Source organism: Roseburia sp. OM03-7AC (assembly GCF_003462625.1).
Taxonomy (GTDB): Bacteria; Bacillota; Clostridia; order Lachnospirales; family Lachnospiraceae; genus Roseburia_C; species Roseburia_C amylophila.
Map to the genome: position 1 here is coordinate 1 of NZ_QTZJ01000007.1, position 13274 is coordinate 13274.

The following is a 13274-nucleotide window of genomic DNA, read 5'->3' on the forward strand; positions in this document are numbered from 1 at the left end:
TGCTGACCTGCAACTTTTACAGAATATCATGTCTGTCAGCTTTTGTCAACAACTTTTTTCATTTTTTTAATTCTTATCTCCCGCCGCAGCAGGTGTTTTCTGCGCGGTGGAGTTTTATAATAGCACGTCATTTTCGGGATGTCAACACCCTTTTTTCGGTTTTTTTACACACTTTTTTCAGGCGGTTTGTGGTTTCTAACAAAAAGCAATAGATATTGTGGATTCTGTTTTTTCATCCTACAATATCTATTTGCTGATATTTTTATGTCATTTTAAATTTTTTATACATTTTAGAAAATTCCGGTAAATATCTGTACCAGAAGATTATGCTGATAGAGAAATGCGAGGAACTCATTTTCTCCGATATATGTCACCAGCCGCGTGCCCCATTCTGTGGCTGCCATAATATGTATCAGATAAAATGCCACCCAGACTATAAGAAATCCTTTCACACCGCCTGCCAACATTCCCATGAACCTGTTGATTCCTTTCAGAACCGGAAGCTTCACCACCAGATCCAGCACATTCAAAATAATATGAAGAACCAGATATACCACCACATATGTCACTATGCAGGCAATCAGACTGATGATAAAATGCGTGATTTTTTGTGCCATTGCCTGATAAACTCCGCTATCTGCCAATGCCTGATGGACCGCATCACTTCCCGCTTCTGCCGCTTTGTCCATAAGGGCATCCAGTTCTCCGCCACTGATACCATTTTCTTCTAACTGCTGTCTGGTCTCTTCGGACTTCTCCTGTGCTTCCAGGTCCAGCCGGTCCTGCGCATTTTTTTCCACATGCTCTAAGCATTTCTCCGTGATTCTCTCATCCAGCTCTGTGTTTTCTTCTATATAGGTTGTAATCCTTGGAGCTGCAACCGACACCACTGCAAGGGTGATAATCATTGCAAGCAGGGAGAATACTATTTTTATAAATCCACGGAAGTATCCCTCCAGGGCACATACTACCAGGATTCCAATCACACATATCAATAACCAATTCACTTCAGTCTTACCTTCTCTGTTGTTCCTTCCATTATAAATATATAACCATTCTGGCTGCCGTCTGAAATTACATCATACAGCGGTGTATCAAATGTATAGGAAAATTTCTTTACACCATATGTATTGTAAATCTGACACTCTGTGGCGTTCCGGATACAGATTTCTCCATTTCCAAGGAAGTCCACATTTTCATAATCCATGGTAAAATCCTTGCTTAATACATGTTTGCCACCGGTATTATAAATTTCCATATGGCGGCTTTCTTCTGTGCTTTCGGTATTGGATTCTGCCTGCACATCATTATTGTAAATGATGCCAATATAATTTTCACTGGTAAATACACTCTTTATTTCCTGGTTCAGCGCAATTTCATCATCCGGCTCCGGTTTCTGGGTACCTCTGAACAAAATAATTTTGGAATCGCCAAATGCCACCAGACGGTTGTTATCGGTAAATTCTATCTGAGGTATTATCACATCCGGATAGTCGAAGCTTCCTACCATATAATCAATCTCATTTTGTCCTACTGAGCCAAAATTGTAGAATTTGATTGTGCTGCATACTTCTCCATTATTGACCGTGAGCATGGACACTGCTAATTTCTTTCCATCATTGCAAAGGGAAATATCCAGCGGATAACCGCTTTTTTCTGTATAGAATGCGCCGGACACCAGATTTTTGCCATTTTGGTCATACATACGGATGTAATTCTCTCCGTCACTCTCCATCCATACTGCCACAACGCCCTGGTTGGCTACGCTTATTCTGGAGATGTTCATCGGTGTCTCAATTTTTCCCTGCATTCCCGCCTGATTCATGATATAGATTTCAGTTCCGCCCCTATCTGCCAATGCCACATAATCCTCACAGACATCTGCCATTGGTTCTTTCATCTCATAGGTCTGGTTCCAGTACACTTCATCATTGGCGTCGGTATAAATTGCCCCATCGTTACTATATTTGATAAAACCATTTCCATATGCAAGAAACTGGCTTCCAGCAGTGTCCTGACGTTCCACGCTTTTTTCTACCGTGTAACTATTATATTTCCGCAATTTCTGAAAAAAGAAAATCCCCAATGCTGCAACAGCTGCCAGTGCCAGCAACAACAATATGATTTTTATTATTTTCAAACGATGTTTCCGTATTTTGGTACTCAGTTCTTCTTCGTCTGTTTCGATGGTACGAAACTGTGTTTTATCTGCCATTTCTGTTTCTTAACTCCTGCTGTTCTCTTCACTCTTCTATTGATTATAGCCTATATTCCATGTTTCGGCATTATTTTTTTCTTATGGAAGTATTAATTTTTCGCCAACCTTTATATTATCGACATTTTCAATCCCATTTGCCGCACACAAATCTGCCACATGGGAAGCATCCTGATATATCTTTTTACTGATGGAAATCATGCTGTCTCCCGGCTGCACAATATAATAGCCCTGCTGCAATATAATTTCCGCCTCGGACTGGGGCTGTGTACTTGCTGATGCTGCCTGGTCAGATGTATTATCCGGTGCTGCCGTGCTATCCTGTGCTGCCGTGCTGTCCGGTGCTGCCATGTTATCCGGTGCTGCCGTGTTGTCCGCAACCTGTAAGTTTTCTGCATTCTCTTTTTCCGTTGGTTCTACCTGTCCCGCAAGGTCCTCGATGACCAGCTTTGTCTGGGTTTCCGTATCCGGTGCAGGGTCTGTTCCTGATGAATCATTTTTCTGTTCCATGACACTGACCGCAGTTTCTAGTTTCTTCATTTTCTCATAATTATTGAACATGCTGATGCCTACAACTATGATTGCAATGACCACAAGAAGACCACTTCCATAAACCAGTGAATGAAATGCCGGCAGTTGAAAATTCTTTTTTGGTCTGTTTAAGACCAGCTCCCGGTAGTTTTTTAATGCCTCATCCCGGACTTCCTCCGGTTTCACTTCCTGCGGTGTGTCTTTCCGCGATACTATCATATACTCCTGCATCGCCTGGTTGCGTTCATAATAGATATAATAGCCTTCTTTTTTATGAACGGCTCCATCTTCATATATGTATAACGTTTCTTCTTTTTCCAGGGAATCCGACAGCAGCAGAAGTCTATTGTTTCCACCAAAGAAATTTTTCAGTATCCGTTCCAGTTCCGGTGTCAGGCAGGGTGCTGTCCCCTTCTCATCATAAAACCAGCCCAGCAGGGTGCTTCCATCAAAATAGCGTTTAATTAAGGTGCATATTTCTGTCCGGATTTTCTCCTGAAAAACCGGAGCTGTCCCACAATATGCAATTTCCAGCAATTCAAATGCTCCATTTACATAGATATTCGTGTTTTTGCCATGGGTTTCGGTTCTGCCCACCAGAATGCATACCCGCCGTTCATTCATTCCGAGAAATGCCGGATGCAGATAGGTGTATACATAATCTTCTATGAAAATGTGTTTTTCACCCTCTGGCGTCCCAATCTGGCGGAAATTTCGTGGAAACGTTGCCGTATCCTCCACCTTCTCGTTCGTTCTTCTATTTTCTGTCACTATATTTCCTGTTGCGGTATTTCCTGCCGGTGCATTTCCTGTTGCTGAATTTTCTATTTCCTTCCGTTGTATAATCTCTATCACTTCTGCCGCCCCTTTCCTCTTGTCCTGGGACAACCATAACACAGAGGCGGCGGATTTTTTGCCATATCATGGATGGCGAAAAATGAAGTTTCTGACAGGTTTTTACGAAAAAAGCTGCCACTTTTTCAGTGACAGCTTTCCTTTTTGTCTTTTTTAGTTTTCTTTTACAAAGGCTTTTACCTTTTTGTAGATACTTTCTGCATCCAGTCCGTATTTTGCAATCAGTTCCGGTGCCGGGCCTGACTCGCCAAAGGTATCATTTACGCCAATGCGGAGCACTTTGGCCGGTGCTTTCTCGCAAAGGACTTCACATACAGCACTTCCAAGTCCACCGATGATGGAATGCTCTTCTACGGTTACGACTTTGCCTGTCTTTGTGGCTGATGCAGCAACTAATTCTGCATCGATTGGCTTAATGGTATGGATGTTGATAATCTCTGCATCAATGCCATCTGCTGCCAACATTTTCTCTGCTGCTAATGTCTCGCTTACTTCCAGTCCGGTTGCAAAAATGGTAACATCTTTTCCTTCTTTTAAGACGATTCCTTTTCCGATTTCGAATTTGTAATCTTCGTTATCGTTAAATACAGGAATTGCAAGTCTGCCAAATCGGAGGTAAACCGGTCCTACATGTTCATATGCCGCTTTTACTGCAGCTTTTGCTTCAATATCATCACTCGGATTGATCACTACCATTCCAGGAATTTCACGCATCAGTGCAAGGTCTTCTAAGCACTGGTGGGTTGCACCGTCTTCTCCTACAGAGATTCCTGCATGGGTTGCACCGATTTTTACATTCAGGTGTGGATATCCGATTGCGTTACGCACCTGCTCATAAGCACGTCCTGCTGCAAACATTGCAAAGGAGCTCATGAATGGAACTTTACCGCAGGTAGAAAGTCCTGCTGCGATTCCAGCCATATTTGCTTCTGCAATTCCACAGTCCAAGAAACGTTCCGGAAATGCTTTCTTGAAGATTTCCGTCTTGGTTGCACCTGCCAAATCGGCATCTAATACTACAAGGTCTGTGTGTTCCCTGCCCAGTTCTACTAAAGCATTACCGTAGCTTTCTCTTGTTGCAATCTTCTTTACTTCTGACATAATGCTTCACCTGCTTTCTTCAATTCTTCCATTGCCTGTTCGTACTGCTCGTCATTTGGAGCTTTTCCATGCCAGCCCACCTGATTTTCCATAAAGGAAACTCCTTTTCCTTTGGTGGTCTTTGCAATGATTGCAACCGGCATGCCTTTTACTTTCTTTGCTTCTGCAAAGGCATTACGGATTTCTTCCATATCATTTCCATTGATATTGATTACATGGAAATTGAATGCTTCAAATTTCTTATCAATCGGGTATGGAGAACATACTTCTTCTACCGTTCCATCTATCTGAAGGTTATTGTTATCTACGATTACAGTCAGGTTGTCTAAGTGATGTGCGCCTGCCCACATGGCAGCTTCCCAGATTTGTCCTTCCTGAATCTCACCATCACCACACATTGCATACACCCGGTAATCCTTATCATCCATCTTACCAGCCTGTGCCATTCCTACTGCGCAGGACAGTCCCTGTCCTAAGGAACCTGCAGACATATCAACACCCGGAATATGTTTCATATCCGGATGTCCCTGTAAATAAGAACCTGTATGACGCAGTGTCACAAGATCTTCTACCGGAAAATATCCTTTGTGTGCCAGTACAGAATATAATGCCGGAGCTACATGTCCTTTCGACAGCACAAATCTGTCGCGGTCTGCCATCTTCGGATTCTTCGGATCCACATTCATCTCTTCAAAATACAGATATGTCATAATATCTGCTGCGGAAAGTGATCCGCCTGGATGTCCGGATTTTGCACTGTGCAATGCCGTAACAATACTTTGTCTTACTTCATTTGCCTTTTTTTCCAACTCTGCATTCGTCATTTTACTTAACCTTTCTCATGAATAAGCTTGTTTGTATCCATTACAACTCCACACGTCCCTCTAACGCGCGAAGTAATGTTACCTCGTCAATGTATTCCAAATCCCCTCCCACAGGGACGCCGCTGGCAATTCTTGAGACCTTGATTCCGGTCGGTTTCACCAGCTTGCTGATATACATTGCTGTTGTCTCTCCCTCTAAACTTGAATTGGTGGCAATAATGACTTCTCTTACATCACCCTCCAGCCGATGTATCAGCTCCTTGAGCTTAATGTCATTCGGTCCGATTCCAAGCATCGGAGATATTGCCCCATGAAGTACATGATATACTCCTTCATATTTTCCAGTTTTCTCATAAGCTGCCAGATCCCTGGTGTCCTCTACTACCATGATTACGCTGTGATCCCGCTGGGGATTTTTGCATATCGGGCAGAGTTCATCATCGGTCAGGGTCAGGCACTCTTTGCAGTAGTGTATATTCTGTCTTGCATCTAATATGGAACGACTTAATTTTTCCACATTTTCTTCCGGCATATTCAAAATATGAAATGCCAGTCTCTGCGCCGACTTTGGTCCAATTCCCGGCAAGCCGGAAAGTTGTTCTATCAGACGGCTTATCTGACTGCTGTAATAGTCCATTCTGCTTCCTCTTCTCCTTCAGCTGATTAGAATGGGAATCCGCCGCCAAGTCCACCCATGCCACCGGTAATCTTGGACATGGACTGCTGGGAATATTCTTCAATCTGGCGCAGTGCCTCATTGGTTGCTGCCATAATCATGTCTTCTAACATTTCTACATCATCCGGGTCAACTGCTTCCGGATCAATCTTTACTTTGGTTACTTCTTTCTTACCGGAGACTGTAACCTCAACTGCACCGCCACCTGCTGCGGCTGTTACTTCTTTCTCCTCTAACTCCTTGGATGCCTCTTCCATCTGGCGCTGCATCTTCTGTGCCTGTTTCATAAGGTTTCCCATATTTCCCGGCATTCCGCCCGGAAATCCTCCGCCTCTTTTTGCCATGTTTCCATTTCCTCCTGTATTTTATTCATCTTCAATGGTTATATCCATATTGATTATCTGTGACAAATCCACATAGGATTCTTCAAACGGACGATTCGACTGATTCTGCTGAATCTGAATCTCCACTTCTTTTTCTATATAATCAGAAATCACCTGTCGGATTTCATTTCTGTGGTCTTCCTCTTCCACGTAGCCTGCTGCAACCGGGTCATCCAATACAATCATCAGACGGTCATCTCCGCCAAGACTTAAATGTGCCGACTTAAGATAGGTGCGCACCACGCCGCTCATCTTCGGTAGAATGGAATTCCAGTTCTTTACAATCTGTTCCACATCTTCCGGGATTGCTTTTGGCATTGGCGGACGGCTGACCGGTGCTGCTGCCTCGGCCGGCTGTGTCGCGGTATTCACCGGTGCTGCCATGGGAATTCCCTGCTCCATCTTCTTTTCTAACTTTGCTAACCGGTCTGTAATGGAATCCATGTTGGTCTCCATTGCAGGTTTACATAATTTAATTATTGCGATTTCAATTAAGATTCGTTTCTGGGAAGAATATTTTACCTGATTGGACAGCTCGGAGAAAATCCGGATATACCGCATCAGTACATCTGCTTCTACCAACCGGGCTTCTTCTTTTAAAAGTGCCATGTTCTCAGAAGACATATCTAAGACTTCTTCCATATCGTCTGAGCCTTTTAACAAAAGCAGGTTTCTTAAATACCAGGTAAAGTCATTGACAAACTGTCCTAAATCTCTTCCCTCGATGACCAGCTCTTCTAACTGCGAAATGGCTCCTGCCACATCTTCTGCCAGCACTTTCCGCAGTAATTTAGAAAAGACTTCCGTATCTACTGCACCCAGCACCTCTAACACATGGTCATAGGTCAGCTTCTGTCCCAGATAAAAGGCGATGCACTGGTCTAAAAGGCTTAAGGCATCCCGCATGGATCCGTCTGCCGCTTTGGCAATATAGCGGATTGCCCGTTCTTCCACTTCCACATTTTCCTTTTCCATCAGTTCCATCAGGCGGTCTGATATGGTCTCAATGGAAATCCTCCGGAAATCATACCGCTGACATCTCGAAAGAATCGTAATCGGTATCTTATGGGCTTCCGTAGTTGCCAGTATAAAAATGACATAGGAAGGCGGCTCTTCCAGGGTCTTCAACAAAGCGTTAAAGGCTCCGATGGAGAGCATGTGCACCTCGTCTATGATATAAACTTTGTATTTTCCTTCTGTCGGGCGGTATGCTACCTCTTCCCGGATTTCACGGATATTATCTACACCGTTATTGGATGCCGCATCAATTTCGATAACATTCATGGAACTTCCTGCCGCAATTGCTTTACAGCTTGCACATTCTCCACAAGGGCTTCCATCTACGGGATGTTCGCAGTTGACTGCCTTGGCAAATATTTTTGCGATGGTTGTCTTACCGGTTCCTCTCGTTCCACAGAACAGATATGCATGGCCGATACGGTCTGCCTTTATCTGGTTCTTTAAGGTTGTTACTATATGCTCCTGTCCTTTGACATCCGCGAATTCCTGTGGGCGGAACTTACGGTAAAGTGCCATGTATGACATCTATTCCATCCTCGCTTCTCTTAATCTCCAAAGCTGATTCCAATGGTCTTTGCCTCTTTAATCATCTGGCAGCCCGGGTCAACCGTCTTTAACTTGCCAGCCACATCCTTCAGTGGAACACGCTTTGTCTTATCATTAATCATCGCAATCATGTATCCGTAATCTTCATCAATGATTGCCTGGGCTGCTGCTGCACCAAGTCGTGTACAGAGTGCACGGTCATATGGGCATGGACTGCCACCGCGCTGGGTATGGCCCGGTACGGTTACACGTACTTCGGTGCCACTGCGTTTCTCAATCTGGTCTGCAATCTCATAGGATACAGACGGATATTTATAATTCTTTAACTTCTCTTTGTATTCTTTCTTAGAAAGTGCTGCATCTTCCTTGGAAATAGCACCCTCTGCTACCGCAAGAATGGTAAAGCCTTTTCCATCCCTGGTTCTCTTATCTATTGCTTCGATGACTTTATCAATATCATATGGGATTTCCGGCAGTAATATGATATCTGCTCCACTGGCAACACCTGCGTACAGGGTCAGCCAGCCCACTTTATGTCCCATGACTTCTACGATAAAGACACGATTATGGGATGCTGCTGTTGTGTGTATACAATCAATAGCTGCACATGCTACATTGATTGCACTATAGAAACCAAAGGTAATGTCTGTTCCATAGATATCATTGTCGATGGTCTTCGGCAGATGGATGACATTTAATCCCTCTTCCCGAAGGAGATTGGCAGTCTTCTGTGTTCCGTTTCCGCCAAGGATTACCAGACAATCCAGTTTCAGTTTATGATAGGTCTGCTTCATTGCTTCCACCTTATCCAGCCCGTTCTCATCCGGCACACGCATCAGTTTAAATGGCTGTCTGGAAGAACCTAAGATAGTTCCGCCCTTGGTAAGGATTCCTGAAAAATCCTTTGATGTAAGCAGACGGTAATCGCCATAAATCAATCCCTTGTAACCATTATAAAAACCGTAGATTTCCAACTCATCCACATTATGACTTAATCCTTTTACCACGCTGCGCATTGCTGCATTTAATGCCTGACAGTCTCCGCCGCTGGTCAACATACCTATTCTTTTCATTTGCTGCATCCCTTTCTTTGCTTATTGTTGTGCATACGCCCACACATCCAAAATATATTATAATATATTTTTTTTTAGGGTACAAGCTATAATGCCCGCTTAAGCAATTTATTTACAGGCAATTACTTTTAAGATATAATCCCATACTCTCTTTGTGGAAGAAATGCTTAATTTCTCCTCTGTGGTATGAATGGCAATCATATCCGGTCCGATGGAGACAGCATCCAGTCCGTCAATCTTACCTGCTAAAATGCCACACTCAAGTCCGGCATGAATTGCTTCTACGGTCGGCTCTTTTCCATACATTTCCTTGAAAATGCGGACCATATCATCCCGGAGTACAGAATCCCTGCGGTATTCCCACGCAGGATAATTACCGGTATTGGTGACTCTTCCGCCAAACTCTTCTACCAGCGCAGCAATACGTTTCAAAAGATATTCTTTTGCGGTTCCCACTGCACTTCTTACGGCATACTGCAGAGTCAGCTTGTCTTTTTCCAGAGTCAGGACACCAAGGTTTAAAGAAGTTTCTACCAGTCCCTTGATGTCATCACTCATACGAAGAATTCCATTTGGAAGCAGGTTGATTAAAAGCACTGCTTTTCTTGCCGCAGCTTCTGTTAATACTTCCTTCTCACAGTTTTCTTCTACTGCTACGGATATCTGGATATCCGGGTCACTGGTGGAAAATTCATGGGTGATTTTCTCTGCAATTTCTTCTATTTTATGGACAAGCTGTGTGGCATCTTCCTGTACCATAAGCTCTGCTGCACTTTCTCTTGGAATGGCATTCTGCTTATTTCCGCCGGATAATGCTGCTATCTGATAATGATATTCATCTTTTAATTCCAAAAGAATTCTTCCCAGTAAAATGTTGGAGTTGGCTCTTCCTTTGTCAATTTCCACGCCGGAATGTCCGCCCTTTAAGCCTGCCACATGAATAGAAACAAGATTTCCTGCGCTCTTTTCCCATTCCGCCGGAAGCTCACATACGGTGCTGCATCCACCGGCACAGCTTACCAGCATGATTCCTTCATTTTCAGAATCCAGGTTCAGAAGCTTCTTGGCTTTCAAGTGGGAAACATCCAGCGCTACGGCACCTTCCATGCCAACCTCTTCAGATACGGTACAGATAAATTCGATACGTGGATGCGCAATACTGTCTGAATCTAAGATTGCCAATGCGTATGCAACTGCAATTCCATCGTCGCCACCAAGGGTTGTTCCCTTTGCACTGATATAATCTCCATTTACTTCCAGTGTCAGTCCGTCATTTTCAAAATCGATGGTGCTGCCCGGTTCTTTCTCGCACACCATATCCATATGTCCCTGAATCATCAGCGGTGCAACATCTTCATAGCCCGGTGCTGCCTCTTTGATGATAATGACATTTTTTACTTCATCCTGATAATATTCTAAGTTCCGTTCCTTTGCGAAGTTTACCAGATAATTGCTGATTTTCTCCTCTTTATAGGATGGGCGGGGAATATTGCTGATTTCTTCAAAATAATGAAATACCTCTTTTGGTTCTAAGCCTGCTAATGCGCTCATTATGATTCCTTCTTTCTTAATTTATTCTCATATACGATAAAATGGTTGTTATGCAGAATCTTGATATACTGGGAGAGTCTCTCATAAAGAGGTTCTGCCTTGTCACCGAATCTTTCTTTTACCAGTGCACCAATCTCATAGATGGTTTTCTTTCCATCCATCTGCTCCCACACGAAGCTGCCGAATTCATCCAGCTCGATATAGCTGTATTTCGGTTTCTTAAATAACACCTGTGCGATTTTGTTAAACACACCTTTGTTATGCATTTTTATTTCTATTTTGCCATCTTTGTTCTTATTACATTCAAATAATGTATTCGGACGTGGGATATAATCTAAATAATTGTCTTTTTTCTTTGCCATATTGCCTCCTGTTATCTTCGCTAGCAGTATAAAACATCTGCCGCCTTTTCGCAAGACGGCAGATGTAAGAACTACTTTATTCTGTTTTTAATTTTCTTTTTTCTTCTTTCCACGGATGAAAAGGATTAAAGTTACGGCAAGTAATGCAAAGAATACCAGTCCGCCAATGTTTCCTAAGCTGAAACCGAATATTGCAGATAAGTTAAATGCATCTGCAAAGGTCTCTCCCTTGAATGGAATGACTGCACAGACTGCAAGGAGAATTCCTACCAGTCCCTCTCCGGCAATCAGACCGGATGAGTAAAGCACTCCATTTTCCACTTTGCGTTTCTTCTCTTCTTCGGATTCACCCTTCTTCTTATCGAAGTATAAGCGGATTAATCCACCAACGATCATTGGTGTGCTTAAGTAAATCGGAAGGTAAAGACCTACTGCAAATGGCAATACCGGAATTCCAAGGATTTCTACTACTACTGCAATACCAACGCCTGCAAATACCAGTACCCAAGGAAGGTTTCCGCCCATAACTCCTTCTACTACCATCTTCATCAAGGTTGCCTGCGGTGCAGGGATTGCTGAGGAACCATAGCTCCATGCTGCATTTAACAGATATAATACTCCACCGATTGCAATAGCAGATGCTGCTACACCGATGATTTCACCAACCTGCTGTTTCCAAGGTGTTGCTCCTACCAGATAACCGGTCTTTAAATCCTGTGATGTATCTCCGGCGATTGCTGCGATGATACAGATGACAGAACCGATTGCAATAGAAGCTACCATTCCAGTCATTCCGATGGTTCCGGTTGCTTTTAAAATCATCGTTGTGATAAGCAGTGTTGCAATTGCCATTCCGGATACCGGGTTATTGGAACTTCCTACAATACCAACCATTCTGGATGATACGGTTGCAAAGAAGAATCCGAAGATTATGATAATAATTGCTCCAAGAAGGCTTACCGGAACTGCCGGAACCAGCCACATAATAATAGCCATGATTCCAATCGTAAGAATTACGATATTCATTGGAATATCTTTATTGAGGCGGCTGTTGTCACCATTTCCTTTGCTTCCGTAGCTCTTTAATGCCTGACGGAAGGTCTTTGCGATAAGTGGCAGATTCTTTACCAGGCTGATGATTCCGCCTGCTGCAACTGCTCCTGCTCCAATGTAACGGATATAGTTTGACCAGATTCCTGATGCGCCAAGTTCAGATACCGGAACGCTTGCCGGGAAAATGGTAAGGTCTGCACCAAAGAGTGCGATTAACGGCATCAGTACGAACCAGCCGATTACTCCACCCGCAAAAATGTAGGAAGATACTCTGGCTCCACAGATATAACCAACTCCAAGAAGTGCCGGAAGTACATCCATTCCGACTCCAGAACCCTTGTAAGATTTGATTTCATAAGTCACTTCACTCGGGAATACTTTCAAACCATCTGTGATGAATTTGTATGCTGCTGCAATTCCCAGACCGGCAAATACGGTACTTGCTTTTGCTCCGCCTTCTTCTCCGGCTACCAGTACTTCTGCACAGGCTTTTCCTTCCGGATAAGGAAGCTTTCCATGCTCCTGTACGATTAATGCACTACGAAGCGGAATCATGAACATAACTCCGATGACACCACCGATTAATGCAATCAATGCGATTTCCACTAAAGATGGCATGCTTGTACCACCTTCCTCTGCCCACATGAACAGAGCCGGGAGTGTAAAGATTGCTCCTGCTGCAAGAGACTCTCCGGCAGAACCGATGGTCTGTACCATGTTATTCTCCAGAATGGAGTCCCTTCTTAAAATTACGCGGATAATTCCCATGGAAATTACCGCTGCCGGTATGGATGCCGACACTGTCATTCCTACTCTAAGTCCTAAGTATGCATTTGCTCCACCGAAAACTACGGCCAGCAGGATACCCAGAATAATAGAGACTGGCGTAAGTTCCGGCAAAACTTTGTCTGCCGGAATATACGGCTTGAACTCTTTTTCATTATTCATTTGTCTAATCCTCCTACTTATGGTCACTATAACCAATATAAATAATATTATACGGGCATTTGCCTGGTCTGTCAATGAAATCTGCTTGCATCCGGCAGGAAAATATTGTATGATATATATGTTATTGTGCAAAACA

General features: G+C 43.5%; 12 protein-coding genes. All 12 read right to left on the minus strand.

Annotated elements, in window-relative coordinates; genetic code table 11:
• Positions 1–290: 290 nt before the first annotated feature.
• Complete coding sequence (locus DXB39_RS11935) at positions 291–1007, minus strand: CvpA family protein (RefSeq protein ID WP_117842073.1); 717 nt, start codon at positions 1005–1007, stop codon at positions 291–293.
• On the minus strand, positions 1004–2215 hold the full coding sequence (locus DXB39_RS11940; protein ID WP_117842074.1) for a DUF5711 family protein: 1212 nt from the start codon (positions 2213–2215) through the stop codon (positions 1004–1006). Before DXB39_RS11940 ends, DXB39_RS11935 begins: the two co-directional genes overlap by 4 nt.
• A gap of 81 nt (positions 2216–2296) precedes the next feature.
• Positions 2297–3601, minus strand: a complete 1305-nt coding sequence (locus tag DXB39_RS11945) for a LysM peptidoglycan-binding domain-containing protein (protein WP_117842075.1) — start codon at positions 3599–3601, stop codon at positions 2297–2299.
• Positions 3602–3754: 153 nt separating this feature from the next.
• On the minus strand, positions 3755–4702 hold the full coding sequence (locus tag DXB39_RS11950; RefSeq protein ID WP_117697856.1) for a transketolase family protein: 948 nt from the start codon (positions 4700–4702) through the stop codon (positions 3755–3757).
• On the minus strand, positions 4690–5526 hold the full coding sequence (locus tag DXB39_RS11955; protein WP_117842076.1) for a transketolase: 837 nt from the start codon (positions 5524–5526) through the stop codon (positions 4690–4692). The genes DXB39_RS11950 and DXB39_RS11955 overlap by 13 nt, the downstream gene beginning before the upstream one ends.
• A 40-nt stretch (positions 5527–5566) precedes the next feature.
• On the minus strand, positions 5567–6163 hold the full coding sequence (gene recR / locus DXB39_RS11960; protein ID WP_022244307.1) for a recombination mediator RecR: 597 nt from the start codon (positions 6161–6163) through the stop codon (positions 5567–5569).
• A 26-nt stretch (positions 6164–6189) separates the two neighbouring features.
• The gene (locus tag DXB39_RS11965; protein WP_022244308.1) at positions 6190–6546 is read right to left on the minus strand and encodes a YbaB/EbfC family nucleoid-associated protein; all 357 of its coding nucleotides are present in this window, start codon (positions 6544–6546) and stop codon (positions 6190–6192) included.
• A gap of 21 nt (positions 6547–6567) precedes the next feature.
• A complete protein-coding gene (gene dnaX / locus DXB39_RS11970; RefSeq protein ID WP_117697858.1) occupies positions 6568–8130 on the minus strand; it encodes a DNA polymerase III subunit gamma/tau in 1563 nt (520 codons plus the stop codon).
• A 20-nt stretch (positions 8131–8150) separates the two neighbouring features.
• Positions 8151–9224, minus strand: a complete 1074-nt coding sequence (locus tag DXB39_RS11975) for a 6-phosphofructokinase (RefSeq protein ID WP_117697946.1) — start codon at positions 9222–9224, stop codon at positions 8151–8153.
• Between the two features lie 108 nt (positions 9225–9332).
• Positions 9333–10775, minus strand: a complete 1443-nt coding sequence (locus tag DXB39_RS11980; RefSeq protein ID WP_117842077.1) for an aminoacyl-histidine dipeptidase — start codon at positions 10773–10775, stop codon at positions 9333–9335.
• On the minus strand, positions 10775–11137 hold the full coding sequence (locus DXB39_RS11985; RefSeq protein ID WP_117842078.1) for a PqqD family protein: 363 nt from the start codon (positions 11135–11137) through the stop codon (positions 10775–10777). Before DXB39_RS11985 ends, DXB39_RS11980 begins: the two co-directional genes overlap by 1 nt.
• A gap of 87 nt (positions 11138–11224) precedes the next feature.
• Complete coding sequence (locus tag DXB39_RS11990) at positions 11225–13138, minus strand: OPT family oligopeptide transporter (RefSeq protein WP_022244313.1); 1914 nt, start codon at positions 13136–13138, stop codon at positions 11225–11227.
• Between the last annotated feature and the right edge of the window lie 136 nt (positions 13139–13274).